The 26,776-nt window shown below is 70.4% G+C and carries 24 protein-coding genes and 2 tRNA genes; 11 read left to right on the plus strand and 15 right to left on the minus strand.

Annotated elements, in window-relative coordinates; all coding sequences use genetic code 11:
- The first annotated feature begins 8 nt into the window (after nt 1-8).
- Nucleotides 9-194, plus strand: a complete 186-nt coding sequence (locus tag AC5L3X_RS03980; protein ID WP_189123554.1) for a hypothetical protein — start codon at nt 9-11, stop codon at nt 192-194.
- On the opposite strand, the gene AC5L3X_RS03985 is transcribed toward AC5L3X_RS03980, so the two are convergent.
- Nucleotides 170-1,732, minus strand: a complete 1,563-nt coding sequence (locus AC5L3X_RS03985) for an ABC transporter substrate-binding protein (RefSeq protein ID WP_189123553.1) — start codon at nt 1,730-1,732, stop codon at nt 170-172. The two genes, AC5L3X_RS03980 and AC5L3X_RS03985, sit on opposite strands and share 25 nt — an antisense overlap.
- 171 nt (nt 1,733-1,903) lie before the next feature.
- Between AC5L3X_RS03985 and AC5L3X_RS03990 the strand changes: the two genes are divergently transcribed.
- Both AC5L3X_RS03990 and AC5L3X_RS03995 read left to right on the plus strand, forming a co-directional pair.
- Nucleotides 1,904-3,802 carry a sensor histidine kinase gene (locus tag AC5L3X_RS03990; protein ID WP_225262482.1) on the plus strand — a complete coding sequence of 633 codons (1,899 nt, stop codon included), beginning with the start codon at nt 1,904-1,906 and terminating at the stop codon, nt 3,800-3,802.
- A complete protein-coding gene (locus AC5L3X_RS03995) occupies nt 3,795-4,151 on the plus strand; it encodes a DUF742 domain-containing protein (protein WP_189123552.1) in 357 nt (118 codons plus the stop codon). The genes AC5L3X_RS03990 and AC5L3X_RS03995 overlap by 8 nt, the downstream gene beginning before the upstream one ends.
- Nucleotides 4,152-4,158: 7 nt before the next feature.
- Here AC5L3X_RS03995 and AC5L3X_RS04000 read toward each other — a convergent pair whose 3' ends face one another.
- Genes AC5L3X_RS04000 through AC5L3X_RS04030 form a run of 7 tightly spaced genes read right to left on the minus strand, consistent with a single transcriptional unit; the run spans nt 4,159 to nt 12,087 of the window.
- Nucleotides 4,159-5,064, minus strand: coding sequence for an ABC transporter ATP-binding protein (locus tag AC5L3X_RS04000; protein WP_494855565.1), 906 nt, complete (start codon nt 5,062-5,064; stop codon nt 4,159-4,161).
- 2 nt (nt 5,065-5,066) lie between these two features.
- Nucleotides 5,067-5,810 (minus strand): ATP-binding cassette domain-containing protein, encoded by a 744-nt coding sequence (locus tag AC5L3X_RS04005; RefSeq protein ID WP_494855165.1) that lies wholly within the window; start codon nt 5,808-5,810, stop codon nt 5,067-5,069.
- Nucleotides 5,807-6,673, minus strand: coding sequence for an ABC transporter permease (locus AC5L3X_RS04010; RefSeq protein WP_494855167.1), 867 nt, complete (start codon nt 6,671-6,673; stop codon nt 5,807-5,809). The genes AC5L3X_RS04005 and AC5L3X_RS04010 overlap by 4 nt, the downstream gene beginning before the upstream one ends.
- Entirely contained in the window at nt 6,670-7,686 is a 1,017-nt protein-coding gene (locus tag AC5L3X_RS04015) for an ABC transporter permease (protein WP_494855169.1), read from the minus strand. Before AC5L3X_RS04015 ends, AC5L3X_RS04010 begins: the two co-directional genes overlap by 4 nt.
- Before the next feature lie 3 nt (nt 7,687-7,689).
- Nucleotides 7,690-9,303: an ABC transporter substrate-binding protein gene (locus AC5L3X_RS04020; RefSeq protein WP_189123547.1), complete on the minus strand. Its 1,614-nt coding sequence runs from the start codon at nt 9,301-9,303 to the stop codon at nt 7,690-7,692.
- A 23-nt stretch (nt 9,304-9,326) separates the two neighbouring features.
- Nucleotides 9,327-11,012: a hydantoinase/oxoprolinase N-terminal domain-containing protein gene (locus tag AC5L3X_RS04025; protein ID WP_494855171.1), complete on the minus strand. Its 1,686-nt coding sequence runs from the start codon at nt 11,010-11,012 to the stop codon at nt 9,327-9,329.
- Nucleotides 11,005-12,087 (minus strand): S-methyl thiohydantoin desulfurase family protein, encoded by a 1,083-nt coding sequence (locus tag AC5L3X_RS04030; RefSeq protein WP_189123545.1) that lies wholly within the window; start codon nt 12,085-12,087, stop codon nt 11,005-11,007. Before AC5L3X_RS04030 ends, AC5L3X_RS04025 begins: the two co-directional genes overlap by 8 nt.
- A 128-nt stretch (nt 12,088-12,215) precedes the next feature.
- On the opposite strand from AC5L3X_RS04030, the gene AC5L3X_RS04035 reads away from it, so the two are divergent.
- The 8 genes from AC5L3X_RS04035 to AC5L3X_RS04070 all read left to right on the plus strand — a co-directional run bounded on the left by AC5L3X_RS04035 (nt 12,216) and on the right by AC5L3X_RS04070 (nt 20,872).
- Entirely contained in the window at nt 12,216-13,955 is a 1,740-nt protein-coding gene (locus tag AC5L3X_RS04035; RefSeq protein WP_494855174.1) for an alpha/beta hydrolase, read from the plus strand.
- Between the two features lie 4 nt (nt 13,956-13,959).
- The gene (locus AC5L3X_RS04040; RefSeq protein WP_494855176.1) at nt 13,960-14,445 is read left to right on the plus strand and encodes a hypothetical protein; all 486 of its coding nucleotides are present in this window, start codon (nt 13,960-13,962) and stop codon (nt 14,443-14,445) included.
- Nucleotides 14,446-14,593: 148 nt separating this feature from the next.
- Nucleotides 14,594-14,669 (plus strand) — tRNA-Met (locus AC5L3X_RS04045).
- 1 nt (nt 14,670) lies between these two features.
- Nucleotides 14,671-14,743: transfer RNA gene (locus tag AC5L3X_RS04050), tRNA-Arg, on the plus strand.
- A gap of 19 nt (nt 14,744-14,762) precedes the next feature.
- Nucleotides 14,763-15,197 (plus strand): RpiB/LacA/LacB family sugar-phosphate isomerase, encoded by a 435-nt coding sequence (locus AC5L3X_RS04055; protein WP_494855177.1) that lies wholly within the window; start codon nt 14,763-14,765, stop codon nt 15,195-15,197.
- A 388-nt stretch (nt 15,198-15,585) separates the two neighbouring features.
- Nucleotides 15,586-16,749, plus strand: a complete 1,164-nt coding sequence (locus AC5L3X_RS04060) for an amidohydrolase (protein ID WP_494855178.1) — start codon at nt 15,586-15,588, stop codon at nt 16,747-16,749.
- 27 nt (nt 16,750-16,776) lie between these two features.
- Nucleotides 16,777-19,326, plus strand: coding sequence for a Tex family protein (locus AC5L3X_RS04065; protein ID WP_494855179.1), 2,550 nt, complete (start codon nt 16,777-16,779; stop codon nt 19,324-19,326).
- 316 nt (nt 19,327-19,642) lie between these two features.
- Complete coding sequence (locus AC5L3X_RS04070; RefSeq protein ID WP_494855180.1) at nt 19,643-20,872, plus strand: hypothetical protein; 1,230 nt, start codon at nt 19,643-19,645, stop codon at nt 20,870-20,872.
- Between the two features lie 233 nt (nt 20,873-21,105).
- Here the strand turns inward: AC5L3X_RS04070 and AC5L3X_RS04075 are convergent, their stop codons facing one another.
- From AC5L3X_RS04075 to AC5L3X_RS04105, 7 genes are all read right to left on the minus strand, one after another.
- Nucleotides 21,106-21,576 carry a hypothetical protein gene (locus tag AC5L3X_RS04075; protein ID WP_494855182.1) on the minus strand — a complete coding sequence of 157 codons (471 nt, stop codon included), beginning with the start codon at nt 21,574-21,576 and terminating at the stop codon, nt 21,106-21,108.
- A gap of 115 nt (nt 21,577-21,691) precedes the next feature.
- Nucleotides 21,692-22,585: a sigma-70 family RNA polymerase sigma factor gene (locus AC5L3X_RS04080; protein WP_189123537.1), complete on the minus strand. Its 894-nt coding sequence runs from the start codon at nt 22,583-22,585 to the stop codon at nt 21,692-21,694.
- Between the two features lie 10 nt (nt 22,586-22,595).
- Nucleotides 22,596-22,982 carry an STAS domain-containing protein gene (locus tag AC5L3X_RS04085; RefSeq protein ID WP_189123536.1) on the minus strand — a complete coding sequence of 129 codons (387 nt, stop codon included), beginning with the start codon at nt 22,980-22,982 and terminating at the stop codon, nt 22,596-22,598.
- 41 nt (nt 22,983-23,023) lie between these two features.
- Nucleotides 23,024-24,001, minus strand: coding sequence for a phosphotriesterase family protein (locus AC5L3X_RS04090; protein ID WP_494855183.1), 978 nt, complete (start codon nt 23,999-24,001; stop codon nt 23,024-23,026).
- Nucleotides 24,002-24,113: 112 nt separating this feature from the next.
- Complete coding sequence (locus AC5L3X_RS04095; RefSeq protein ID WP_494855185.1) at nt 24,114-25,388, minus strand: APC family permease; 1,275 nt, start codon at nt 25,386-25,388, stop codon at nt 24,114-24,116.
- A gap of 22 nt (nt 25,389-25,410) precedes the next feature.
- A complete protein-coding gene (locus AC5L3X_RS04100; RefSeq protein WP_494855187.1) occupies nt 25,411-25,866 on the minus strand; it encodes a universal stress protein in 456 nt (151 codons plus the stop codon).
- Between the two features lie 189 nt (nt 25,867-26,055).
- Complete coding sequence (locus AC5L3X_RS04105) at nt 26,056-26,685, minus strand: DUF998 domain-containing protein (RefSeq protein ID WP_189123531.1); 630 nt, start codon at nt 26,683-26,685, stop codon at nt 26,056-26,058.
- Nucleotides 26,686-26,776: the final 91 nt, after the last annotated feature.

Consider the following 26,776-nt stretch of genomic DNA (forward strand, 5'->3'; position numbering starts at 1 on the left):
CTAGGCACATGCGCTGGTGGAAGATACTCGGTCTGGCCGGGATGGCGGGGGTCGCGGCCACGGGCGTGGCGATCGCGCGAGCCGAACGCCGCCGCCGGGCCTACACGCCCGAAGAGATCAGGCAGCGGCTGCGCAGCCGCGTCGAGCCGCCTCAGCCCGATCAGCCCGATCAGCCCGAGGGCCGCAGATCGTAGACGAAGACCACGTCCGGGTAGGCCGGGTTGTCGTCGTAGCCCTGTACACCGCCGAGGAACGCCCGGTGATAGTTGACCACCCAGGGCAGGGCCGCGGCGGCCTTCTGGTCGAGCACCCGGGTCGTGGCCCTGACGAAGCCGCGCTGCGCCGCGGCCCGGTCGGTCACCGAGAGCTGGGGCAGCGTGTCCAGCAGCTTGTCCGTGGCCGGGTCGTTGAGATAGGCCAGGTTGAAGACGGTCGGCGACTCGCTGTGGAAGACGTTGCCGAACCACGAGTAGCCGTCGGCGTAGTCGGGCCACCAGTACATGAGGAAGATGTCCTGCCCGCGCTTCTTGCCGAGGTCCCACTGTTCGAGCCAGGGCATCGCCCGGGCCTCCAGCGTGACGTTCAGCTCCTTGAGCGTCTCCGTCAGCAGGGTGGCCAGCACCTCCTGGTCGGCGTCGCCCTCGGCGTAGGTGAGGCTGAGCCGTAGCGGCCGTCCGGCGGGGCCGTAACCGGCCCGCTCCAGCAGCCGGGTCGCGGCCGCCAGGTCCTGCTTCGGCGCCCGGTCGGGCACGTGCCCGAACAGACCCTCCGGGATGACACCGCTGATCGGCGCCGCCGCGCCCCGGAGCGCCTTGATGACACCCCGGTAGTCGATGGCCTTCTGCACGGCCCGCCGTACCCGGAGGTCGGCCATCGGCCCGCTCTCGGTGTTGAACAGCAGCATCGCGGTCTGAAACGACGGGCGCCGTGAGGTCCGCACGCCGGGGTTGGCCTCGGCCTTGGCCTGCAGTCGCGGGCTGAGCCGGTCCACGAAGCTGACCTCGCCGCGCAGCAGGAGGCGCCAGGCCCGGTCCTCGTCGGGCACGACGCGGTACTTCACCGTGCCGTAGTGCGGGCGCTCCCACCCTCCCCAGTAGTCCTGGTACGAGGTGAGCGTGAGCTCCTCCTCCTTGCCCTTGGCCCAGGAGGCGACGGTGTAGGGACCCGTGCCGGCGTCCCGGCCGGCCTTGAACCACGTGCTCAGGTCGGCGGCGGCCTGGGTGTCGTAGATGTAGGCGGCGTAGCCGGCGGAGGCGACCAGATCCAGGGGGACCGGATACTTCAGGGTGAACGTCACGGTCAGCGGGTCGTCGGCCTTGATGTCGGACACGGCGTCCCAGATGTAGGCGGCGCCCTCGCCGAGCTTCATCGTGCGTTCGATCGACGACTTCACCGCCGCCGAGTCGAAGGGCCTGCCGGTGTGGAAGGTCACACCGGGGCGCAGGGTGAACATCCAGACCTTGCCGTCGCCGGACGAGCGCCACGAGGTGGCCAGGCGGGGGCTCGCCTTCTTGGTCACCGGGTTCCAGACGGTCAGGGTCTCGTAGATGTTCTGGTGGGCGATGATCTCGTTGGAGTAGGAGGTGGCGGGGTCCCAGTCGGTGATGACGTCGAGATTCTGCACGATGACGAACGCCGACTCCGCCTTCGGCGCCTGCGCGACCTCTGCGGGGGCTGAGCACGCCGCGATGGAGAGCGCCAGCGCGGCAACCGCTACGAGACGACGGCGCAACGCAACTCCCTCTGTGACGGATGTAGGCGAAACCTACTGCAAGATCATATTGGAGTGCTCAAAAGTCCTGAAAAATTAGGACTTCCGGAGATCGAATTGCTATTCTCGTCCCGCTAGCCGAGATCGTCCCGTCCGGGGTTCACGTGCAGGGGACCGACCGGAAGAGGTGCCATGGGTCGCAGCCGCACGATCCGCATGAAGATCATCGGCCTCCTGCTGGTCCCACTGGCCTCGATGGTGGTGCTTTGGGGGGTTCTCACAGTCGTCACGGCAGGTGAGGGCCTTGAATTACGCCAGTACAAGACATTCTGGACCAATCTTCGTCATCCCGCCTACCAGCTCACCGCCGAACTCCAGCGCGAACGTCTGGGCTCCGTCCAGCTGCTCCGCTCCGGCGGCTCGACCGGCGAGTCGGCCCTCACCGCGCAGCGCTCCCGCACCAACACGGCCGTCGATCGGTTCCGGCAGCTCTCCAGCCGCTCCATGAACACCTCCGAGGAGATCGGCACCTCGGTGGAAGCGGTGCTCACGCAGCTCAACCGCCTCGACGTGTTCAGAGGCGAGATCGACGCGGGCCTGTCCGACCGCATGCACGCGATCGAGGCGTACAACGGCATCACCGACGCGCTGTTCGGCCTGCACCGGCACGTCGCGTTCATCGACGACATCCCGATCTACGAGCAGTCACGCGTCGTGATCGACCTCAGCTACGCCAGAGAGCTGCTGACCCGGGAGCAGGCCCTCGCCGCGGGGCCCACCACGGAGGTCGAGCGCCGCCTGTTCACCCAGCTGGTCGGCAACCGCCGATTCCTCATCGACCAGGCGTTGACCGAGCTCGACCCCGGCCTGCGCAACACCCAGGTCTCGATCATCACCTCGCCCGCCTACCAACGCATGCGGTTGATGGAGGACCAGATCAGCGCGGGCGGCACTCCGCGCGCCTGGCTCAGCACGACCGAGGAGCTCAGCAAGGCGTTCCTGGAGGCCCAGATGCGGGCCAGCGCGCTGCTGTCCGAGCGGGCCGAGCCGGTGGCCGACTCGGTGCTCACGCGCGCCTTCGTGCTGGCCGGCACCTGTTTCGTGCTGGTGATCGTGTCGATCGTGTTCTCGCTGCGGATGGGCACCCGGCTGTCGAAGGAGCTGGGCGCGCTGCGGCTGGCCGCGCTCGAGGTGGCCGAGAAGCGCCTGCCGCAGGTCGTGGCGAAGCTGCGCAGGGGCGAGGCCGTCGAGGTGCCCGAGCTGTCGGTGGCCAGCACCACGGCCGAGATCGACGACGTGGGCAAGGCCTTCTCCACCGTCCAGCAGACCGCCGTCGAGGCCGCGGTCGGCCAGGCGCAGCTGCGCGAGGGCGTCGGCCACGTCTTCCGCAACCTGGCCAGGCGGAGCCAGACCCTGCTGCACCGCCAGCGCATCCAGCTGGAGGGGATGCAGCACCGGGCCACGGACCCGCACGACCTCGACGACCTGTTCCGCCTGGATCACCTGACCACCCGGATGCGCCGCCACGCCGAAGGTCTGATCATCCTGTCCGGCGCCACACCTGGCCGGGGCTGGAGCAAGCCCGTGTCGCTGCTCGACGTGGCGCGCGGCGCGACCGCCGAGGTCGAGGACTACCAGCGGGTCGTCATCGAACCGATGCCCGGCCACCGTTTGGCCGGACCGGTCGTAGGTGACATGATCCATCTGATCGCCGAGCTCATCGAGAACGCCACCGTCTACTCGCCGCCGCACACCACGGTCCACGTGCGCGGCGAGGTGGCGGCCCGCGGCTTCGCCTTCGAGGTCGAGGATCGCGGGCTCGGAATGAGCTCTGAGGAGCTGGCCGACTTCAACGAGCGGCTGGTCAGCCCACCGGAGTTCGACCTGGCCGACAGTGACCGGCTCGGCCTTTTCGTCGTCTCCCGCCTGGCCGCCAGGCATGACATCCGCGTAACGTTGCGCGGTTCACCATATGGAGGGACCACCGCCATCGTGCTGATCCCGGCAGAACACGTGAGCGCTCCGCCTGCCGAGCCGACGGAGCCCGCCAAGGAGCCCGGCCGTCCCATGCGGGTGGTGCAGGGTGAATGACGAGCGCTGGCTGGACGAGGCCGCGGGGCCGATCGTCCCCGCCTACCTGCTGACCAAGGGCCGTACCATCCCCGCGAGCGAGTCGATCGACCTCATCGCGGTGATCATCACGTCCGGCGGGCTCACCCCGCCGGTCGGCCTCGGCCCCGAACATCTGATCATCATGCAGAAGTGCACGAAACCGACCCGGCTCGTCGACGTGGCGGCCGAGCTCAACCTGCCGATCGGCGTGGTGCGGGTGCTGGTCGGCGACCTGCACGCGCAGAAGCTCGTCCAGGTCGAGCTGCCGCCGCCCGCGCCCGACGCCACCGTGCTGCTCGAGGTGATCAACGGGCTGAAGGCCCTCTGAGCGCCGCTCACCCCTCCGGCACGTCCTCCCGTTCCCGAACGCCGCTCAAGCCGCCGAGTACGTCCTCCGCGCGGTGGCAGGCCACCTGACGGTCCGCCACCTCCCGGAGGGCGGGCGCCCGCTCGCAGGCCGCCGCGGCCAGCGGGCAGCGCAGCCGGAACGCGCAGCCCGTCTCGGCCGGCCTGGCCTCCGTCCGGCCCCGCGCCACGGGCGGCGGCCCGCCCAGCTTCGGTACGGCGTCGCGGAGCGCGAGCGTGTAGGGATGGGCCGGCCGGTCGAGCAGCTCGGCCGTGGGCCCGGCCTCGACGACGTGCCCCGCGAACAGGACGTGCGAGGTGCGGCAGAGCCGGCCGACCACGGCCAGGTTGTGCGTGATGAGCAGGCGTTCGGTTTTCAGCGAGGCGAGCAGGTCGAGGATCCGCGCCTGGACGGTGACGTCGAGCGCGCTGGTGGGCTCGTCCAGGATGAGCAGCCGTGGGCCGACCGCGAGCGCCCTGGCGATCACCACGCGCTGACGCTGGCCGCCGGACAGCTGGTGGGGCCTGCGCTCGGCCAGCTCGGGAGCCAGGCCGACCTGGCGGAGCAGCTCGGGCACCCGGTGCCGCTCGCCTCTGGGCAGGCCCTCGGCGACCGAGCCGCCTATCCGCATCCTGGGGTCGAGGGCCTCGGCCTGGAAGACGGGCTGAACGTCCTTGCGGAACCGCCTTTGGTCAACTTTTTTCAGCGTTTGATCGCCGTACCAGATATTTCCGGACATGGGGGTGAGGAGGCCGAGGAAGGCGCGCGCCAGCGTGGTCTTGCCCGAGCCGCTCTCACCGATCAGGCCCACGCCGCCCTCGGTGATGTCGAGGGTGACGTCGTGGACGACGGGGGTCCTGCCGTAGCCGAGTGTCACGCCCTCCGCCCTGAGCATCGTCACGGCAGCGCCTCCAGCAGCTCGCGGGTGTAGGGGTGGGACGGCTCCGCGAGCACGACGGCCGCCTCGCCGGCCTCCACGACCTCGCCGTCCTTCATGACCAGCACCCGGTCGGCGATCGTCGAGACGAGCGCCAGGTCGTGCGAGACGAGCAGCAGGGCCAGCCCGCGTTCCTCGCGCAGCCGCCGCAGCACGCCCACCACCTCGGCCTGCACGGTCACGTCGAGCGCGCTGGTGGGTTCGTCGGCCAGGATCACCTCGGCGCCGAGCGCGATGGCCAGCGCGATGGCGAACCGCTGCGCCTGCCCGCCGGAGATCTCGTGCGGATAGCGGCGCAGGATCCGGTGCTCCAGCATGACCGTCTCCATGGCGTCCCGCATGACCTGCTCGATCAGCCCGCCGCCGACGCCGTGCAGCTTGAGCGCGCGCCGCATCAGGGTGCCGAGGCGGGTCGCCGGGCTGAGCGCGGCCTGGGGGGACTGCATGACCAGGGCGACCCGGGCGCCGCGGATCTCGCGCAGCCGGCGCGGAGCGGCCTGGAGCACGTCGACGCCGCAGACCCGGACGTGTCCCGAGACGTGGGCGCCCTCGGTGAGGCCCAGCAGCGACAGCAGGGTGGTCGACTTGCCCGAGCCGCTCTCCCCCACGATCGCCACGCACTCCCCCTCACGCACGTCCAGTTCGGGGACCCGGGCGACCGTCCGCTCGCCGTACCTCACCTGGAGGTCGCGCACCTCGATCATGTCCGTACGCTCCGGGGGTCCAGGGCGCCCCGCAGTCCCTCGCCCAGCACGTTGAACGCGAACGCCGTCACCAGGATGGCCAGGCCGGGGAAGGTGACGGCCCACCAGTTCGTGGTGAACAGCGTCTGGCTCTGAACCACCATCAGCCCCCACTCCGCCGTCGGCTCCTGGGCCCCCACCCCCAGGTACGACAGCGCGGCCGCGATCAGGATGACGCCGCCCGCGTCCAGTGAGATCTGGACCAGCACGGGGGTGAGCGCGTTGGGCAGCACGTGCCTGAGGATGATCATCGGGGCGGGCACGCCCAGGCAGCGCGCGGCGTCCACGTAGCCGCGGGTGGCGATCGAGGCGGCCGTCGACGCGGCCAGCCGGGCATACCAGGGCCACCAGGTGACCGCGATGGCCACGATCACGGTGGTGACGCTCGGCCCGAGCACCACGGCCAGCGCCACCGAGAGCAGCAGCGCGGGGAACGCCAGGAACACGTCCGTGATCCGCATGATCACGTCGCGGATCCAGCCGCCCGCGTATCCGGCGACGACTCCCAGCGTGACGCCGACGCCGGCCGACAGGGCGAGCGTCGCCACGGCGATGATCAGCGAGGTCCGCCCGCCGTGCATGACCCTGGTGAGCAGGTCGCGGCCCAGGCTGTCGGTGCCGAACCAGTGCTCGGCGCTCGGCGGCGACAGCCCGAGGACCGGATCCAGCCGGTCGGCGGGATAGGGGGCGAGCCACGGCGCGAGGACGGCGGCCAGCGTGATGAGCACGATGAGCACCGCGCCGAGCAGCGCCAGCCGATCGGTGATCCTCGGCAGTGTACGGCGCAGCGGCACGTCCAGCGCCGGCCCGAGCGCCCCCCTCACCGGGCCCTCGCTCTCGGGTCCACCACGCCCTGCAGGACGTCGACCACCAGGTTGGCCAGCACGTACATCACCGCGACGAGCAGCGTGACGCCCGCGATCGCCGGTGTGTCCGCGTGGCTGATCGACTGGACGGCGTACCTGCCGAGCCCCGGCCAGTTGAACACCGCCTCAACCAGGAACCCGTTGACGATCGCGTACGCGAAGACCAGGGCGATCAGCGACAGCACCGGGCTGAGGGCGGGCCGCAGCGAGAACCTGGTCAGGATCGACGTCTCGGTGAAGCCGAGGGCGCGCTCCAGCCGGGTGTGGTCCTGGCCGGCCTCCTCGATGAGCGCGGCCCTGGTCATCTGCGCGATCACGCCCATGGGGTAGGCCGCGACGACCAGGGTGGGCAGCACCAGATGTTCGAGGGTGCTGGTGAAGATGGGCCAGTTGCCGGTGATGAGCGCGTCCACGATGGTGATGTTGGTCCACAGGGTGAGCGGGCTCGTGGTGTCGAGGGCGCGGTCGTACTCCCCGGCGACGGGAAACCAGTCGAGGTGGCCGGCGAACACCGTCTGCAGGGTCAGGGCCAGCCAGAACACCGGTACGGAGACGACCAGCATGCTGGTGACCCGTACCCCAAAGTCCGGAAATTTCGCCTTATAGCGGGCGGCGAGCACCCCGACCGGAACGCCCACCACGATCGCGAGGAGCAGGGCCGCGCCGACCAGCTCCAGTGAGGCCGGGAACGCCTGGAACAGGTCGTCCAGGACCGGCTGCCGGGTCCGCAGGCTGGTGCCCCAGTCGCCGGTCACGAGATCGCGGACGTAGTTCCAGAGCTGCACCGGCAGCGGGTCGTCCAGCCCGAACCTCTCCCGCGCGGCGGCGAGCTGCTCGGGCGTGGCCTTCGGCCCGGCGAAGGCCACCGCCGGATCGCCCGGCACCACCCGCATGATGACGAAGGTGAGCGCGACCACGCCGGCCACGACCAGGAACGCCTGGCCGAGCCGACGGGTCAGGTAACGCGGCATCGGTCAGCCGGCGGACGAGAGCTCGTGGAAGAAGACCACGTTGGGGTAGGCCGGATTGTCGGTGTACCCCTGCACGTCCGCCGACAGCGCGCGCTGGTAGGTCTGCACGTACGGCACCGCCACGGCGGCCTCGTCCTGGATGATCTTCTTCTGCAGGTCCGTGTACGCCTGGCTCGCGGCCAGCGGGTCCGTGGCCGACAGCTCCGGCAGCGCGTCGATCGCCTTGTCGATCGCGGCGTTCTTCAGGTAGGAGAGGTTGAACTGCGGCTTGTCCGCGCTCCTGAAGACGTTGAAGAACCACGAGAAGGCGTCGGCGTAGTCCGGATACCAGTACATGACGAACACGTCCTGGCCCTGCTTCTTGCCGAGGTCCCACTGCGCGTTCCAGGCCATCGGCTTGGCCTGCAGGGTCACGTTGAGCTGCTTGAGCGTCGTGCTGAGCAACGTCACCAGCAGCTTCTGGTCCTCGTCGCCCTGGGCGTAGGTGAGGGTCAGCTTCAGCTCCTTGAGATCGGGACCGTAGCCCGCCTCGGCGAGCAGCTCCTGCGCCCTGGCCAGGTCCTGCTTGGGCTCCAGGCCCGAGGAGTGGCCGAGCAGCCCCTGCGGCACCAGGCCGGAGCCCTTCTGCCCGGCGCCCTTGAGCGCCGCCGTCAGTCCGTCGTAGTCGACCGCGAGCTGCAGCGCCTGCCGCACCTTGACGTCCTTGGCCGGGCCTGCCGCCGTGTTGAACAGCATCAGCAGGTTCTGGAACGACGGCCGCTGCGCGGTGCGCACGCCCTCGGTCATGCCGGCCTGCTCGAACAGCTGCGGGTTGAGCCGCTGGACGAAGTTCACCTCGCCCTTCTGCAGCAGCTGCCAGGCGGTGGTGATCTCCGGAGTGACACGGAAGGCCACCTTCCTGTACTGCTCGGGCTTCCAGCCGCCCCAGTAGTCCTCGTACGCCTTCAGCGTGAGCTCGGTCTCCTTGCCCTTCTGCCAGCTGTCGATGGTGTACGGGCCGGTGCCGGCGTCGATCTCGCCCTTCTCCAGTTTGTCGGCGACCGCGGTGTCGTAGATGTAGGCCGCGTAGCCGGAGGAGGCGATCAGGTCGAGCGGGACGGCGTACTTGAGGGTGAACTTGAGCGTCGAGGCGTCGACGGCGTCGATCTTGTCGACCGCGGCCCAGATGTAGGCGGCGCCCGCGTTCGTCTTGATGGTGCGTTCGATGGCCTTCTTGGCCGCCTCGGCGTCGAGCTTCGCGCCCGTGTGGAACGTGACCCCCTCGCGCAGCTTGAACGTCCACTCCTTGCCGCCGGCGGCCGACGACCACTCGGTGGCCAGGCGCGGCTCGGGCTTCTGCGACTCGGCGTTGTACCTGGTCAGGCCCTCGTAGATGTTGGACATGGCGACGATCTCGTTGGAGTACGAGCTCGCCGGGTCCCAGTCGGTCACGACGTCGAGGTTCGGCGCGTAGACGAACGTGGCGTCGTTGGCCTGCGCGGCCGCGGACTGCGTGGTGCTGCCGCTCGGCTGGGGTGTGCCGCCGGCGCCCCGGACCTGGCCGCCCGCGCACGCGGAGGCTGCCAGAACCACGGCCCCGGTCACTCCGGCTACGAGCAGACGCTTGTGCCAGCGCATGGTGGGGGGATCCTTTCGATTCGTCACCGGGCGAGAGGTCCGGCGGCTTTGACGTGTACCCGCACGGCGGGTTCCGAGAGGTAGCTCAGCGGCACCTCGAGCAGGTCGACGATCTCGACCTGGCCGGGGTCCGCGCCCGCGGCGACCGCTCGGGCCGCCGCCTCCTCCTTGACCCTTTCGATCGCCTTCGACCGGCTTTCGCCCGCAGGCAAGATCGTATCGATTCTGCCGCTCGCCAGCGCGATCGCGGCCCCCACGGCATTGGCCACCTCGGCGTGCTCCGGCCGGACGACGCGGCTCGCGCCGGGGAGCTCCGCGGGCAGCAGGAAGGCCCCGCCCCCCACCGCCACCAGCGGCCGGTCGGCCCGGCGCAGGGCCATGCGGTCCACCGCGTCGCCGACCATGGCGTCGGCGATCGCGATCGCCCTTTCCACAGTGTCTCTGAATATTTCCGACATGTCGGATATCTGGTCAGTCGGGGCACCGCCGGTGGCCGTCCTGGCGGCCACCGGCAGGCGCTCACGCCAGCCGGACGTGCCGGGAGGGGTACGGCCGGCGGCCACGGCCACGTCCGTCATCGTGATCGTCGTCCCGCCGAACACCAGCGCCTCCTCGGCGATCCGGTAGCCCACGGAGTCAGGGCCGACGCCCTCCGGCCTGACCACGGTGCCGCCTCCCAGCGCGATGGCCAGGATGTCCGGCATGCGGAAGTTGGTGAGCACCCCGCCGATCTCCACCGCCGCCGCCGACTCTCTCGGGAACCCGCCGACCAGCACGCCCAGGTCGGTGGACGTCCCGCCCACGTCGGCCACGATCGCGTCGCCCACGCCCGACAGGAACGCCGCGCCGCGCAACGAGTTGGCCGGGCCGGAACCGATGGTCGACACCGGCAGCCGCGCCGCGTGCTCCACCGTCATCAGCGTGCCGTCGTTCTGCGCGAGGTACGGCCGCGCCGCCAGCCCGCGTTCGGCCAGCGCGGTGACCAGGGCCTCGGTGACGTGGGCCGCCACGCCGTACAGGGCCGCGTTGAGCACCGTCGCGTTCTCGCGCTCCAGCAGGCCGAGCGAGCCGATCTCGTGACTCACCGAGACGGGCAACCCGTACTCCCGCCTGACCAGCTCCTCGACGGCCCGCTCGTGCTCCGCGCTCGCCGGGCTGAACACGCTGGTCACCGCGACCGCGTCCGCCTCCAGGCCGTCCAGGAACCGGCGGATCGCGCCGAGGTCGAGCGGCCCGATCTCGCGGCCGTCGACGTAGTGGCCGCCGGGGACGATCGCCTCCCCCGCCGACACCGCCGCGCGGAGGTCAGCCGGCCAGTCGCAGAGCGGCGGCACGGCCGTGGTGGCGGGGGCGCCGAGCCTCAGCACGGCCACCCGGCCCAGGTTCCGCCGCTCCAGGATCGCGTTGGTCGCGTGCGTGGTGCCCAACATGACCCGCGAGACCCGCCCCCAGGAGCCGCGCGGATCCGAGGCAGACTGCCCAGACCTGAGCGGGTCTAGGGCGGCCCGTCCGGACACGAGCGGATCCGAGGCGGCCCGTCCGGGCAGTTCCGCGAGTACGGCGTCCAGTGCGGCCCGCAGCCCCTCGGTCACGTCCGGGGTGGTCGGCCGCTTGGCCTTGGCCACCACCCGGTCGGCGGCGTCGAGGATCACCGCGTCGGTGTTCGTGCCGCCGACGTCGATCCCGATGCGCAGCGCCCCCTCAGCCACCCGACTCCTCCTTGGCCAGTTCCTCGATCGGCACGTAGTCCAGGTCGTAGCCGAACGCCCTCGGCCCGGCCGTGTCGAGGCCCTTCGGCGTGCGCCAGAGCGGATCGCAGGGCCAGGCGAGCACCGTGACGCGCTGGCCGTACCTGAGCCCCTCGGTCGGGACGGCGGCGGCCGTCTCGGTGTCGACCACCGTGATCAGGTCCGGCACCATGGCCTTGACCTGGCCGTCCTCCAGGGCGACGAGGTTCTCGTTCTGGAGTTCCAGGGTGAGGACGCGGTCGCGGTCGTCGCCGGTGCCGTCGATCGTGGCCGTGCCTCTGACGAACCCGCCGGCGGTGCGGCGCTCGACGTCGGTCAGCTTTCCGGTGATCAACCTGACGGCGCCGAGTTCGGCGCGCAGCGCGCGCAGCGGCTCCGCCGTACGCTCCGTGGATCTGCCGATGGCGATCGCGCGCGAGACCGTGCCCTCGATGACCGCGCCGCGTGCTCCGGCGGCGGTGAGCACGTAGTCGGCCATCAGCGCGTGCGAACCGGCGGCCACGCAGACGGCCCGCGCCAGCCGTTCCGACCAGAGACCGTCGATGGGGCGGATCGTCACGACGTTCCCCACGATGTCCGACATGATGACGAGGTCGGCGGGGAGCCCGGCCACGTACATCGACACCATCTGTACCTCGGGGAAGGCCCGCCCCATGCCGTCGGCGTCCAGCAGCGGCAGGCCGAGTTGCGCGGCCCAGGCGACGGGCGCGACACCGTTCGAGCCACCGATCTCCGACGACATGACCGCGCTCGGCGGCCGGCCGAAGATCCGCTCGACCTCCTCGGCGATCCGCCGGGGCTCGTCCTCGCCGTGGATCATCTCCTGGCTGACGGTCGGCGCGCCGATGCCGGACAGCGGCACGACCAGCGCGTCGTCGGGCAGCTCCGCCAGCGCGACGAGCGGCACCTCCCCGTACGCCTGGATCGCCCGTTTCGCCGCCAGCGCTCCGGTGCGAACGTCTCCCCCGCCTCCGGTGCCCAGCACGGCGCATCCTCGGGCGAGCGCCGGAATGTCATCCACATCAATGGTGCTCATATGGCGACACAACCAAGCACAAACCAACTCATTACGCCAGTCGGGCAATCGTCCCCGGAGCCGACTTAAGCCCGTGAACTCCCGTTTCTCCGTCTGGGATGACCACCGGCTGGGACTCTTGTCAGGCCATGTCCGAAGCCAGTGACGCGTTCCGCCGGGTCGTGCTGCTCGCCGCCCACCACCACACCGATCTCGACGCCGCGGCCCGGCTCATGACCGCGCACGCCTGGGTCGGAGGCGGTGCGCCGCGCTTCGCCGCCTCCCTCGCCACCCACCGCGGCTCCGTCCAGTCGGCGCTCACCCTCGCGCTCTCCTCCCTGTCCCAGGCAGTGACGCGAGCGGGCGCGCCGGCGCCCGCGATCCCGCACCTCGTCACCCGGCCGCCCCAGGTGGCGGTCGCCCCCGCCGTGCACGGGCCGTTCCGCGGCATCGACACCCGGGCCATGTCCGGCCTGGTCAGCGCGCTCGACTCCGCCGCCGATCGCCTCACTGCGGCGGGCGAGCGCCTCCGGGCCGAACTGACCGCCCTCGCCCTTCCCGCCTCCCCCGCCTGGACCGTCCTGCGGGCCGCCGAGTGGTCGGCCACCCAGTCTCCCGACCTGCGCCGCCGCCTGGCGAAGATTCAGCGCACCCACCCCTGGATTCCCTCCGGCGTGGCCGCCCACGACCTCTTCGGCTCCCCCTCCCTCCCCTGCGACGCCCTCCTGGCCAGGCTGGCGGCGGGAGACCCGGCGTCCCTGTCCGAGTTGCTCGCCCTCCGCGACGCCGCACTGCCCGCCCGGGTCAACGCCTGGTGGCACGCGCTCGCCCCCGGCACGCGGCTACGGCTCACCACCCTGCCCAGCTTCGGCTCGCTCGACGGCCTGCCGGCCGCCGTACGCGACCAGGCCAACCGCCACCGGCTCGCCGCCGAGAAGGCCCGGCTCACGGCCCTGCTGGACACCGTCTACGGCCCGGCCGCCTTCGCCTCGATCGCCGCCGACCTGCGTGCCTTGGCCCCGCCCCGCGCCCTGCTGGCCCACGAGGAGGCGGCGCGGCGCCTGGCGAGCATCTCCATGATCGAACACGCCTTCGCGGTGGCCGGCACCTCCGGCCATCCTCCCGCCTACCTGCTCTCCTTCGACCTCACCGGCACCGGCCGGCTCGTGGTCTCCTGGGGCGACCCCGACGCCGCCGACATCACCGTCACGTACGTGCCCGGCCTCAACAGCAGGCTGAGCGGCTTCGCCGGCGACATCGACCGCGCCCGCCTGCTGTGGCAGCAGTCCCAGGCCACCGCCGGCGCCCGTACGATCGCCTCGATCGCCTGGCTCGGCTACGACGCCCCCCAGCTCGCCGGCACCTTCACCCCGGGCGCCTCGGTGGCCGGCGACGCCCCGGCCGCACGCGGCGCCGTCGAACTGGCCGCGTTCGCCGACGGTCTGACGGCGGCACGCACCTCCCCCGGCCGACACGTCGTCCTCGGCCACAGCTACGGCTCCCTCGTCACCGGCAAGGCCGCCCGGCTCCGGCCCGGCAAGCTGGCCGACGAGCTCATCTTCGTCGGCAGCCCGGGCGTGGGCGTCGACCACGCCGGCGAGCTGGGCGTGCCCCGCGGGCACGTATGGGTCGGCGAAGACGCCAACGACCCCGTCGCCAAACTCGGCCGTTTCGGCCGAGACCCCGGCTCCGCGGCCTTCGGCGCCCGCCACTTCCCGGTAGGCCGCAACCTCCTCCAAGACGCCCACTCCTCCTACTGGAACCCCCATTCCGCATCTCTGCGTAATTTGGCACGTATCACGACTGGCGCTTATCACGAGATCGAGTCTGTGGAGCGGGCGATCCAGCCTCAAGCACTACTTCCATATTTTCTAGCGCCTGAAGGATGATTCGATGCTTCGTTTCGTCATTCCAATGATCATCCTTCTCGCAGCATGTTCAGGGCGAGCGACAAACAAAACCATCACTCAAGAGCAGGCCATTTCTCGAGTCGAAGAGCTCATCCGCGATACCGTTGAAAGCCTGAACCCTAAACCAGACCTCGAGCTCATTCCATACTCAGCCGTACCGAATCCATGTAGTTACTCCAAGGACGGACAGCCACAAAAATACACAAGTACTCGCGCATACTGGCTTCGCTATAAGGCGAAATCCGCGCCCCTCACTATCGCTCAGCAAGTGATGCGCCACTGGCAGGATCAAGGACACCTCATCACCTCTACCGGAGGATTCGAGGTGAGTCATCCCAGTGTGGGCGGCAAGTCTCAGCCGGACGGCTACACGCTGGCTCTGGTCTGGACCGAAGGGGATGGGCTTTATCTTGCCGCCACGTCTCCCTGCCTGTGGCCGGACGGCAAGGCACCGGACCCGGCGGGATAAACCCGTTGCCCCGCCCAGCCCAGGCCCGGCAAGCTGAAGAGCACCAGCCCCCCGAAAGGACCCCGTCATGACCGAGCGGCGAATGCGACGACGCACCGCCGCACCGGCGTGCCTGGAGAGCACTCGAAGCTGAAGTATCCAGGGACCCAGCGGGTGGGGGCGCTGGCGTGCCCGGCGGTTTCATAAGCCGCTCCAGGCGGGTTCGATTCCCGCACCCGCCACCAGGCCTTCGTGGCGCAGTGGATAGCGTGCCTGCTTGCGGAGCAGGAGGTCGCTGGTTCGATTCCAGCCGGAGGCGCAGGGAAGGGAAGACAGGCATGCGGATCGCGGTGGCAGCCGACAGTGTGGACGGTGTCGCGCGGCGGGTGGTCGAGAGGCTGCGCGACGGCGGGCACGAAGTGATCACCCATGGGGCGCTCAACGCCGACGAGCGTGACGACTGGGCGTGGGCTTCCGAGGCGGCGGCCCGCGACGTGAGCGAGGGACGGGCCGATCAGGCGGTCGTGTGCTGCTGGACCGGCACGGGGGCGTCGATCGCGGCGAACAAGGTGCCCGGAGTGCGAGCCGCCCTCTGTGTCGACGCCTATTCGGCGGGCGGCGCGCGCAAGTGGAACGACGCCAACGTGCTGGCGCTCAGCCTGCGGCTCACCTCGGAGGTCGTGCTCGACGAGATCCTCGACGCGTGGCTCGCCGGCCGCCCGAGCACGGACGACGCCGATCGGGCGAACGTCTCCCACCTCGACGAGATCTGAGCCGTCCCCGGCGCTCCCATGTGGGCGGGTCTATGCTCGTCCAGTGGCTGACCTACGGTGCACACACTGCGGCGCGAACGGCCTTGAGGCCGGGTTCATCATGGACTCGGGGGAGCATGGCAAGGGCTTCTCCCGATGGGTCGAGGGCCGGTTGGAGCGGGGCATCTTCGGCGGCGCCAAGCTGCTGGGTCGGACGAAGCGGGAGATAACCGCTTATAGGTGCTCGCATTGCTTCCATCTCGAGCTGTTCGCGGACGATCCGTCCTGAGCGATGGCCGACACGGCCGGCCGTGTTTCGCGCCCAGCGACGCGGGAGGCCGGCAGGCAACCTGGATCCGGCTCGGCGGGGCATCGGAAATCGTCGGTGGCGCCCTTTAGGGTTCTCGGCATGACCGATGTGCTGCTGCGGGGCGGTCGCCCCTGGGGGCGGGAGTCCTCTGCCGACATCCTGATCCGTGGCGGGCAGATCGACCACGTGGGCTCCGGCGTGGACGCTCCCGACGCGAGCGTCATCGACATCACCGGCCAACTGGTCCTGCCCGGCCTGGTCGAGGCCCACTGTCACCTTGACAAGACCCTCTACGGCGGGCCATGGGTGCCACACTCCGCCGACGACACGCTGGCAGGCCGCATCGGCAACGATCTGAGCCGCCGGGCCGAGCTGGGCGTGCCCAGCGTCGAGCGCGTCACCGCGCTGCTGCGGCGGATGAGCGCCTATGGCACCACGCAGGTGCGCACGCACACCGACATCGATCCGCTGGTGGGTCTGCGCGGAGTGGAGGCCGTCCGCGAGGCGGCGGCGGGCGTTCCGGTCGACGTGCGTCAGGTGGCGTTTCCCCAGCACGGCCTGCTCACCAATCCCGGCACCGCGGAGTTGCTGGAGGAGGCGCTGAAGGGCGGCGTCGAGGCGGTCGGCGGCCTCGATCCCGCGGGGATCGACCGTGACCCCGTCCGCCATCTCGACCTGATCTTCGGCCTGGCCGAGAGATACGGCGCCCACCTCGACATTCACCTGCACGACGGCGGCTCCCTCGGCGGCTGGGAGCTGGAGCTCATCACCGAGCGCACCAGGGTCCTCGGTCTGGGGGGCAGGGTGACGGTCAGTCACGCCTACGCGCTCGGCCAGCTCGACGACGCCCATCTCGACCGGTTGGCGCACGGCTTCGCCGAAGCCGGGGTGGCCCTGGCCACCGCCGCCGTCTACAGCTTTCCCGTGCCCCCGCTCAAGAGGTTGCGCGCGGCGGGGGTCACGGTGGCCTGCGGCCACGACGGCGTCCGCGACCTGTGGGGGCCCTACGGCAGCGGCGACATGCTGGAGCGGGCCATGCACCTCGCCTATCGCAGCACGTTCCGCGCCGATGACGACATCGAGCTGGCTCTGGAGGCCGCCACCTACGGGGGCGCGCGTGTCCTCGGACTGGAGGGCTACGGGCTCGCCCCGGGCGATCGGGCCGATCTCGTCGTGGTGCCGGCGAGCGGGCCGGCGGAGGCGGTGGTCGTTCACCCAGCGCGCACTCTGGTCATGAAGGACGGCACTGTCCTGCACAATTGACCGGCGGGACCATCGAAAGGCAGGCAAGTGCTCTCTATTCACCAGCGGATCGCGGAAGAGCTCGGCGTACGCGAGGGGCAGGTGCGCTCGGCGGTCGAGCTGCTCGACGGCGGGGCCACGGTTCCGTTCATCGCCCGCTACCGCAAGGAAGCCACCGACGCCCTCGACGACGCGCAACTGCGCACCCTTGAGGAACGGCTGCGCTACCTACGCGAGCTGGACGAACGCAGGGCGGCGATCCTCGAGTCGATCGAGTCCCAGGGCAAGCTCGACGATGAGCTGCGCGCGCAGATCATGGCGGCCGAGACCAAGGCCCGCCTCGAGGACATCTACCTGCCGTACAAACCCAAGCGGCGCACCAAGGCGCAGATCGCCCGTGAGCTGGGGCTGGAGCCGCTGGCCGACCAGTTGCTCGCCGATCCCTCGCTCGACCCGGCGACGGTGGCCGAGGGGTTCGTCGCCGAGGGCGTGGCCGACGCCGGGGCGGCGCTGGAGGGCGCGCGGGCGATCCTGATCGAGCGGTTCGCCGAAGACGCCGACCTCATCGGCGGCCTTCGCGAGCAGCTGTGGAGCCGTGGGCGGCTGGTCTCCAAGGTGCGCGAGGGCAAGGAGGAGGCGGGGGCCAAGTTCTCCGACTACTTCGAGTTCGGTGAGCCGTTCACCAAGCTGCCGTCGCACCGCGTCCTGGCGATGTTCCGGGGCGAGAAGGAAGAGGTTCTGAGCGTCACGCTGGAGCCCGACGACAGCCCCGAGTACGAGATGCGCATCGCGTCCCGCTTCGGCGTCTCCGATCAGGGCCGCCCCGCCGACCGCTGGCTCAACGAGACCGTCCGCTGGGCCTGGCGCACCCGCATCCTGGTGCACCTCGGCATCGACCTGCGGATGCGCCTGTGGCAGGCCGCCGAGGACGAGGCGGTGCGGGTGTTCGCCACCAACCTGCGCGACCTGCTCCTCGCCGCTCCCGCCGGCACGCGCGCCACCATGGGGCTCGACCCGGGCCTGCGCACCGGCGTGAAGGTGGCCGTGGTCGACGCGACGGGCAAGGTCGTCGACACGGCCACCATCTATCCGCACGAGCCCAAGCGGCAGTGGGACCAGTCGCTGGCCGTGCTCGGCGCGCTGGCGCAGAGGCACGGGGTCGAGCTGATCGCGATCGGCAACGGCACGGCTTCGCGCGAGACCGACAAGCTCGCGGCCGAGCTGGTCACGAAGATGCCGTCGATCACCAAGGTCGTGGTCTCCGAGGCGGGTGCCTCGGTCTACTCCGCTTCGGCCTACGCCTCGCAGGAGTTGCCCGAGCTCGACGTCTCGCTGCGCGGCGCGGTCTCCATCGCGCGCCGCCTGCAGGATCCGCTGGCCGAGTTGGTCAAGATCGACCCCAAGTCGATCGGCGTCGGCCAATACCAGCACGACCTGGCCGAGACCAAGCTGTCGCGGTCGCTCGACGCGGTGGTCGAAGACTGCGTCAACGCCGTCGGCGTCGACGTCAACACGGCCAGCGCCCCGCTGCTCACACGCGTGTCGGGCATCGGCTCCACGCTGGCGGAGAGCATCGTGCGGCACCGCGACGGCAACGGCCCGTTCCGGTCGCGCACGGCGTTGAAGGAGGTGCCGCGGCTCGGGCCCAAGGCGTTCGAGCAGTGCGCGGGGTTCCTGCGCATCCCTGACGGCGACGACCCGCTCGACGCGTCCAGCGTGCACCCCGAGGCCTACCCGGTGGTCCGCCGCATCCTGGGCTCGGTCAAGGCCGACCTCAAGTCGCTGATCGGCAACACGGCGACGCTGCGCTCGATCAAGCCGCAGGAGTTCACCGACGACACGTTCGGCCTCCCCACGGTCACCGACATCCTGCGCGAGCTGGAGAAGCCCGGCCGTGACCCGCGCCCCGCCTTCAAGACGGCCACCTTCAAGGAGGGCGTGGAGAAGATCTCGGATCTGGAGCCCGGGATGATCCTGGAGGGCGTGGTCACCAACGTGGCGGCGTTCGGCGCGTTCGTGGACATCGGCGTGCACCAGGACGGCCTGGTCCACGTTTCGGCCATGTCCCGAAATTTCGTCCAGGACCCGCGAGAAGTCGCGAAGCCTGGCGACATCGTCCGGGTCAAGGTTCTCGGCGTCGACATCCCGCGCAAGCGCATCTCTCTCACCCTGCGGCTGGACGACGAGATCGCCCAGTCCTCCGACGGCCGTCCTGAGCGAGGCGGCCAGCGCACCCGGCCGGAGGGCGGCCGGGGCCAGGCGAATCAGCGTGGCGAGCGTGCTCGGGGTGACGGCCGGCGCGGCAGCGGCGCGGCCGGCCAGCGGGCGGACGGCCAGGGGGCAGGCGGCCAGCGGGCAGGCGGCCAGCGGGCAGGCGGCCAGCGGGCAGGCGGCCAGCGGGCGGACGGCGGTGAGAGCCGGAGCGGGCGTGCTGACGGTGACCGGCGCGCACAGGGTGACAGCGGCCGGCGCGGCCGAGGCGACGGCACGCAAGGTGGGCGGGGCGAGGGCGGCCAGCGCCGCCAGGACCGTCCGGCTCCCGGTGGCGCCATGGCCGAAGCCCTCCGCAAGGCGGGTCTCACCGGCGACGGCAGGTAACGCTCGACCAGCTTGGCCTGGCTCCGGAGCCGGGCCAAGCAGCCTCCTCTTCCCGGCAGACCCGCCCAAGTGGGGAGCAGACCCGCCCAGGCGGGGAGCGCCATGCACCATCCTCCGTGCTGGGACTCCCCCACCACCGATCCATCGGCGACGGATCCACATTTCCAAACGATCCAGACGGCAACGGGACTGCGCTTCCAAACGATCCCTGCGGCAACGAGTCTGGACCTCCAAACGATCCGTGCGGGGACCGGACTGCGCTTCCAGCGGAACGTCAGCCCAGGGGCAGCGTCCCCGGGAGCGATACGGTCGAAGGGTGAGCACAACAGCGTTTACCACGGCGATCACCCAGGCCCGCGACCTGCTCCGGTGGCGCTCACCGTTGCGCACCGAGTTGTGGGCGGCCCGGCTCGCGGCCGGGCTGGAGCCGGATGAGGCGGCGCTGTTCGCGCGAGAGCTGGTCAATGACGGCACTCCCGAGGCGCGGCTCACCCTGGCCGCATTGTCCGTTGTCGACATGGCACCGCTCGCGGACCCGGACGACGTCGACACGGGTGACGTTTTCGCCGACCCGGACATCCTGCCCGACAGGCTCCGCGCCCTCGGCCAGCCCGACATGCTGTCCGAGGCGTCCGAAGGCCGCGACGGGCCGGACAACTCCGAGGCCCCCGGCGAGGCACTCGGCGAAATCGACGATGTCGGTGAGGCGCTCGGCAAGAGCGAGGATGTCGGTGAGGCACTCGGCGAGACGGAGGATCTCGGTGACCGTGGCGAGGCGAGCGCGTACACGACAATGGGACGGGCGGCGATGCGCACCCTGCCCGCGTGGGTGGCACGCATGGGGCGGGTGACCTGCGATGGCGCCTGGTACGGCAGTGCCGACAGGTATGGGCAGCAGACTCTCGCCGCGCTGCGGTTCCGCTACGACAACGGCAAGGAGCCCCACCTGCTGGTCGTGGGCATCGACCAGGTCAACGGCGGCTTGGCGGTCGACGCGCTGGTCGAGGAGGTGAAGTTCCTCGACGATCTGGATCTTCAGCCGGCGGATCCGGCAGTGGTGGCGGGGCGGGTCCTGGACGCGTTCGAGCTGACGGGGCGGGTCATGGGCGCGTTGGTCGCCGACACCCTGCCGGCCGTCCGCCCCTTGGCGCTGGCGCGTGCGCGCGTCGTCCCCCATCCGGTACGGCAGGCCCCCGACGAGACCGTCACCGCCTTCCAGGACCTGCCGGACCTGCCGGGAGCACGGGAGGCGTTCGAGAAGCTGGTGGAGTTCGTAGGCGATCGTCCTCGGTGGTGGAGTCCGGGCAGAGTGTCCACGTTCCTCACGTCGTGGCTGCCCCGCGAGGCCGTCCTCTCGGACGAGGCGATCGCGGCCATGCCTGCCGTGGCGCGTGCCTGGACCCGGTTCCACGGTGACCATCCGGAGGTGCTCGCCCAGGTCGACGCCGACGCCCCGCGTCTGCCCGCCCTGATGGCCGACGATTCTCTGGCCGGTCTGGCCAAGCGCATCGCCCTGACCCAGCGCCCCTCCGCACCCGACCGGTAGCAGGGTGGCGGGGTGGCGGGACGGTGCGCTGGGTGGGTGCGGCTATGCTGCGCAGTGACGTGTACGCCGCCCCCGCGACGGGCGTGACGAGGGAGATCTGCGCAAATGTACAAGGAGTTCGCCGCCGAAGCCGTGGTCTGGCTGGTGCCGATCGTGGTTCTCATCGGACTTGCCCTGCTGGTCACGGCCTGACACGTCCAGGGGCCGAGCACGGCTCGTCCCCTGGCGTTCGATCAGCGGTAGTACTCGTAGTGCACGGTCGTGTTGACCTTGCGGTCCCAGCGGATCTCACCGTCGAGCCAGCGATTCCACATCTTCGCCAGTGTGCTGGAGCGGACGGTGCAGCCCGCCCAGCGGTGGCGCTTCGCGCGGATGGTGCCCACGTGGTCGTAGCATGATCCGACGTTGCGTTTGTTGACCTTCAGCCGCGCGTTGAGGCTCACCGCATAGAGATTTCTGCGGGAGACGTTCGTGATACGGACCTTGATGCGGCACGTGTCCTTGCACCGGCCCCAATAAATCTTGTAGCGGACCAGGTGCGGAGCGGTCGACGAGACTGTCGTGGCGCTCGTGCCGACGGCCGCCCGGTACGTGACCGTGGCCGCCTGGTGAGTGGATGTCGCGTGGGCAGCGAGCGGGGCCGTGACCACACAGGCGGTCGTGACCGAGGTTAATAAGAGCATGCCAGCGAGACGGTTGCCCATGGTGCCCCCAGAGCGATGAGCGGTCGCTTCCCCCGTTGAAAGCGATCCCCGGATTTATGATCTATCACCAGAAAGGCAGATAGGTCAATAAATCAACGGACATATCGACATGTGGTTATGATGCCCAGGCAAACAGCCGACTTCTCCGCCTGAGCCGCTTCAACGCCTGTTTCTCCAGCTGCCTAATGCGTTCCCTGGTAAGTCCCAGACGTTCGGCTATTTCGGCATAAGTCCTCGTTTCCAGGCCCGCCAAGCCGTACCGGTGCCTGATGACGAAGGCCTCTCGTGGCGGCAGTGACGTGAGCACCTCGTGCACCTGGTCGCTCATCGCGCGGCGTTCGGCCACTTCCTGCACCTGCGGGCCGTCCTCGTCGGCCAACACGTCGCCGATGCTGCCCTCGCCGTTCGCTCCGACGGGGATGTCCAGGCTGACCGTGTCGAGGGCCAGCCGGCGCAGCCCGCTCACTTCGGCGGCGGTGCGTTCGGCGGCCGCGGCGAGCTCTCCGATCCGTGGCTCGCGTCCCAGGTCGACGGAGAGTTGCCGCTCGATCCTGGCCAGCCGAGCCAGTTCCTCCCCGATGTGCGTGGGCAGGCGTACGGTGCGACTCTTGTCGTGGATGCCCCGCTCGATGGCCTGCCGGATCCACCACATCCCGTACGTCGAGAACTTGTAACCGCGCTTGTAGTCAAACTTCTCCACCGCCCGCATGAGCCCCAGGTTGCCCTCCTGGATGAGGTCGAGCAGCGGCAGCCCGCGGTGGGCGTAGCGTCTGGCGGCGGCCACCACCAGCCGGAGGTTGGACCTGATCAGCAGGTCCAAGGCGCGCTGCCCTTCGCGGCGGACGTGCGGAAGCTCGGGCATGGCCGCGCCGCGATCGATCAGGTGGCCCGCGTACAGGCCGGCCTCGATCCGCTTGGCGAGGTCCACTTCGTCCGCGGCGGAGAGCAAGGGGGTTCTGCCGATCTGCTCGAGGTACATGCCGAGCAGATCAGGCTCTTCAGCCGACATGCCACGGCGACTACCCGGTGAACGGCGGCGAATTCCCGGCGTCGTTGAGTTCGGCGATGGCGAGCTCGGCCGTGGTGCGGATATCGAAGAACTTGTCCAGAGCGGTGATCGCGAACAGGTGCTTGCACCTGCCGTTGAGCCCGGATAGCAGCAGCCGGCCGCCGGACGCGGTCACCGCCTTGTGCAGGTAGACGAGCACCGACAGGCCGGACGAGTCGCACACGCTGACGGCCTGCATGTCGATGACGAGCAGCGGAGGCTGGGTCAGGTCCAGTGCTTTGGTGACGCGATCACGCACCTCGGCCGCGGATCCGAAGTCGAAGTCCCCCGTGAGCCTCGCGATGACGCAGGGCCCCTGGAGCCCCAGACTGATCGACAAGGCCTGCTCCGCAGTCACCCAGCTCCACCTGCCCGCATTGCCGTTTCGATCCCCCCACTTTACGCAAAGTGGTTTCTGGGGTTGAACACCAGCATCCGCTCAATGTGATCTTCGCTCACACCCGCGTCACGCAGTGCGGCCAAGACGTCGTCGTGGATGTGATCGTAGCGCCAGTTGGGCGCCAGCGTGCCGAGGGCTTCGTCCCAGGCGCCGCCGAAGTAGTCCATGAAGCAGGCGGCGTCGTGGCTGAGCACCAGCCGGTCGGCGTATCCGCGCTGACAGAGGGCGGCGATGGTGGCCACCCGCTGAGCGGTCGGATTGTAGACATCCAGCCCGAAACGATCCATGCCGAGCGTCGCACCGGTGTCGGCCAGCCTCATCAGGTAGTCGAGATCGTTGCTGTCCCCCGCGTGCCCGACGACCACCTTGGCCAGATCGACGCCCTCCTTGGCGAAGAAGTCGAGTGCGATTAGCCCGCTCTGCGTGAACGAGTTCGTGTGCACGGTGATCGGCGCACCCGTGCGCAGGTGCGCCTGGGCGACCGACCGGCAGATGCGTTCGACGCCGGGCGTCAGGCCCTTCTGCTCGACCACGCACTTGAGGAACGCCGCCTTGACCCCGGTGTCGGCGATGCCGACGGTCAGGTCACGGACGAAGTCGTCGATCATCGGATCGGGAACGTCCATCAACAGGCCCGGACCGCGATGCTCGTACTGGTGGGGCAGCTCCTCGAAGCTGTAGATGCCGGTGGCGACGATGATGTTCAGGTCGGGCACCTCGGCGGCGATGCGCTGGACGCGCGGAATGTACCTGCCGAGCCCCCACACCGTCGGGTCCACGATCGTCCGGACCCCCTTGGCCGCCACCGCGTTGAGCTTCCTGATGGCGTCGGCGACCCTGAACTCCTCGTCCCACCAGGCGCCCCTGCCGTAGTTGTCCAGGTGTTCGGTGGCGACGACGAACACATGCTCGTGCATCAGGGTCTGACCGAGTTCATCGAGATCGACGGGACCGCGGACGGTGTTGACGGTGGGCATGCGCGCCTCCATACCGACTGGTCTGCTCGCGCCAACCTAGGCCGCGCCCAGACCTCCGTCAACCACCCGGACCAGGGAGCCGGGCGCGCTCGCCCAGGCGCGAGGCGGCCGGTCATCCCCGCGGGCGGCGCGCCGCGTACACGGCGAGACCTGCGGCGAAGACGGCGAGGCCGGCCAGTACGGACGTCACCGGCAGGGTGGCCGCGAGGACCAGGCAGAGGGCGAGGCCGAGCGCCGGAACCACTCTGGCCGGCGCGCCCTCGTCGCGGGACAGGGTGAGCGCGGCGGCGTTGGCGATGGCGTAGTAGACGAGCACACCGAACGACGAGAACCCGATCGCGCCTCGCAGGTCGGCCACCAGCAGCAGCACGATCACCGCCGCGCCCACGGCCAGCTCGGCCCGGCGCGGCACCTGCCGGACAGGATCGACCGCGGCGAGCGCGGCGGGCAGGTCACGCTCCCGCGCCATGGCGAGGACCGTACGGGAGACGCCGAGGACCAGGGAGAGCAGGGCGCCGAGCGCCGCCACGGCCGCGCCCGCGCCGACGACCGGCCCGAGCCACCCGAAGCCGGACTCCGTGACCACGTCGGCGAGCGGAGCCGGCGACGCGGCGAGCCCCGTGGAGCCCAGCACACGCAGGCCGGTGGCGGCCACCGCCGCGTACACCACCAGCGTGATCCCCAGCGCGATGCCGATCGCTCGCGGGATCGTCCTGGCCGGATCGCGGACCTCCTCGCCGAGCGTCGCGATCCTGGCGTATCCGGCGAACGCGAAGAACAGCAGACCCGCCCCCTGCAGCACCCCCCACAGATCGACGTGTCCCAGCCGGTCCGCGCCGAGAGCGGGTCCGGACTCCGGGGCGCCCGACAGGCCCGCCACCACGACCAGGGCCAGCACGGCCAGTACGAAGGACACCGTGATCCGGGCCGCCATGGCCGAGCGATGCACGCCGTAGAGGTTGAGCACGGTCAGCGCCACCACTGCGGCGATGGCGAGCGGCCTGGCCGCCCCGGGAGCCACGTAGGCGCCGAAGGTCAGCGCCATCGCGGCGCACGAGGCCGTCTTGCCCACCGTGAAGCCCCAGCCGGCCAGGTAACCCCAGAGCGGGCCGAGGCGCCGCCTGCCGTACACGTAGGTGCCACCGGACTCCGGGTAGAGCGCGGCGAGGCGGGCGGAGGAGGTGGCGTTGCAGTAGGCGACGACGGTGGCCAGGGCGAGGGCGGCGAGCAGCCACGAACCGGCGGCCGCGGCGGCGGGGGCGAACGCGGCGAACACGCCGGCGCCGATCATCGCGCTCAGTCCGACGACGACCGCGTCGGTCGTGCCCAGCCTCCTGGCCAGCCCTTCGCTCACCAACCGCGCCCTTCCGCCGGCGCCCCGGCCCATCAGAGAAGAACCCCCGCCAAGCTCAGGAAGTCTCCGGGGAGGGGACGACCAGGACGGGGCGGCCGGCGTGGTGGAGGACCCTGTCCGAGGTGCTGCCGAGGAGCAGCGACCGGACCCCGCCCAGCCCACGGGTGCCGGTCACGATCAGCGCCGCGTCGAGCTGCGCGGCCACGTCCACGATAGTGGACCACACGGCGACGGAGTCGATCTCGACCCGGGGAACGGCCTCCAGGCCGGCCTGCCTGGCCAGGGCGGCCCCCTCCTCGGCCAGCTCGGTCATGGCCTTCCCGATCGCCTCGTCCTCGATCGCGGAGTTGTCGATGGTCATCAGCAGACCCGCCGACGAGCGGGCCGCGGTCAGTGCCAGACGTTCCCACACGGTGAGTACGACGGCCGGCCGCGCCTTCAGGACGGTGGCCGCGAAGGCGATCGCCGCCTTGGCATCATCCGAACCGTCATAGGCGATCAGAACGGTCATAACCTGCTACCCCCTAGTCAGCTTTCCCCCTTTTCTACCTACGCCCCTTGGTTTCAGTCCTGGCGCGGGGTATCCGGACAGTGGTCCCGCGCGCCGTCTTCTCGGCAGCCGCGATCATGGACGGCACGAGGGGGGCATCGACCTCCCGGAGGGCGACGTCGCGGGCGTCAAGGACCACCTGGCGCGCTACTACGCCAAGATGGGCGAGGCCCCGCCCTGGGAGCGCTGAAGCGAGGGCCTGAGCAGCGACAGACCGGCCAGCGCCAGCACGCCCAGTTCGGTGATCACCACGACCCGCTGGGTCAGCCCGGCCGGGATGTCGTCGTTGGTCAGCGGGATGCCGAACATACGCAGCACGTACGGGACGACGACGAGCAGCAGCGCGCCGAGCGCCACCGCGCTCAGGACCCGTACGGTCCGGGCGTACCTGGCCTGGTCGCGGGCCAGCAGCATGCCCGCCGCGGGCATCACCAGGAACGCGGCGAAGGCGGCGTAGCGGTGGATGCCTCCGGACATGGACAACGGCACGCCCGGCCGGTCCGTGGGGAACGCGCCGATCAGGAACATGCTCACCGCCCAGGCCACCAGCAGCATCACGATCCAGCGGCCGGCGCCCGCCCTGCGCAGCGCCTCCGCGGTCAGCACCCCGCCGGCCGCGAACAGCGTCAGCGCGGTGGGCAGCAGCCAGCCGTCGGAGTGGAAGGCGTACTCGCTGATCACGGTGTGCATGGGGTCGAGCCCGGCCCGGGCGTGCAGGATGAGCATGGCGCCGGTGCCGGCGCCGGTGGCCGTGAGTCCGCTGACGAGCAGTGCCTTCATGCTCCAAAACTGCTGGAACACGGTCTCGCGGAATATCGGAGATCGGCCCGAAGGAGCCCTGAACGACCCCTTACTACCTTGGTCGTACGAC

The sequence above is a fragment of the Nonomuraea sp. CX421 genome, from assembly GCF_059358955.1.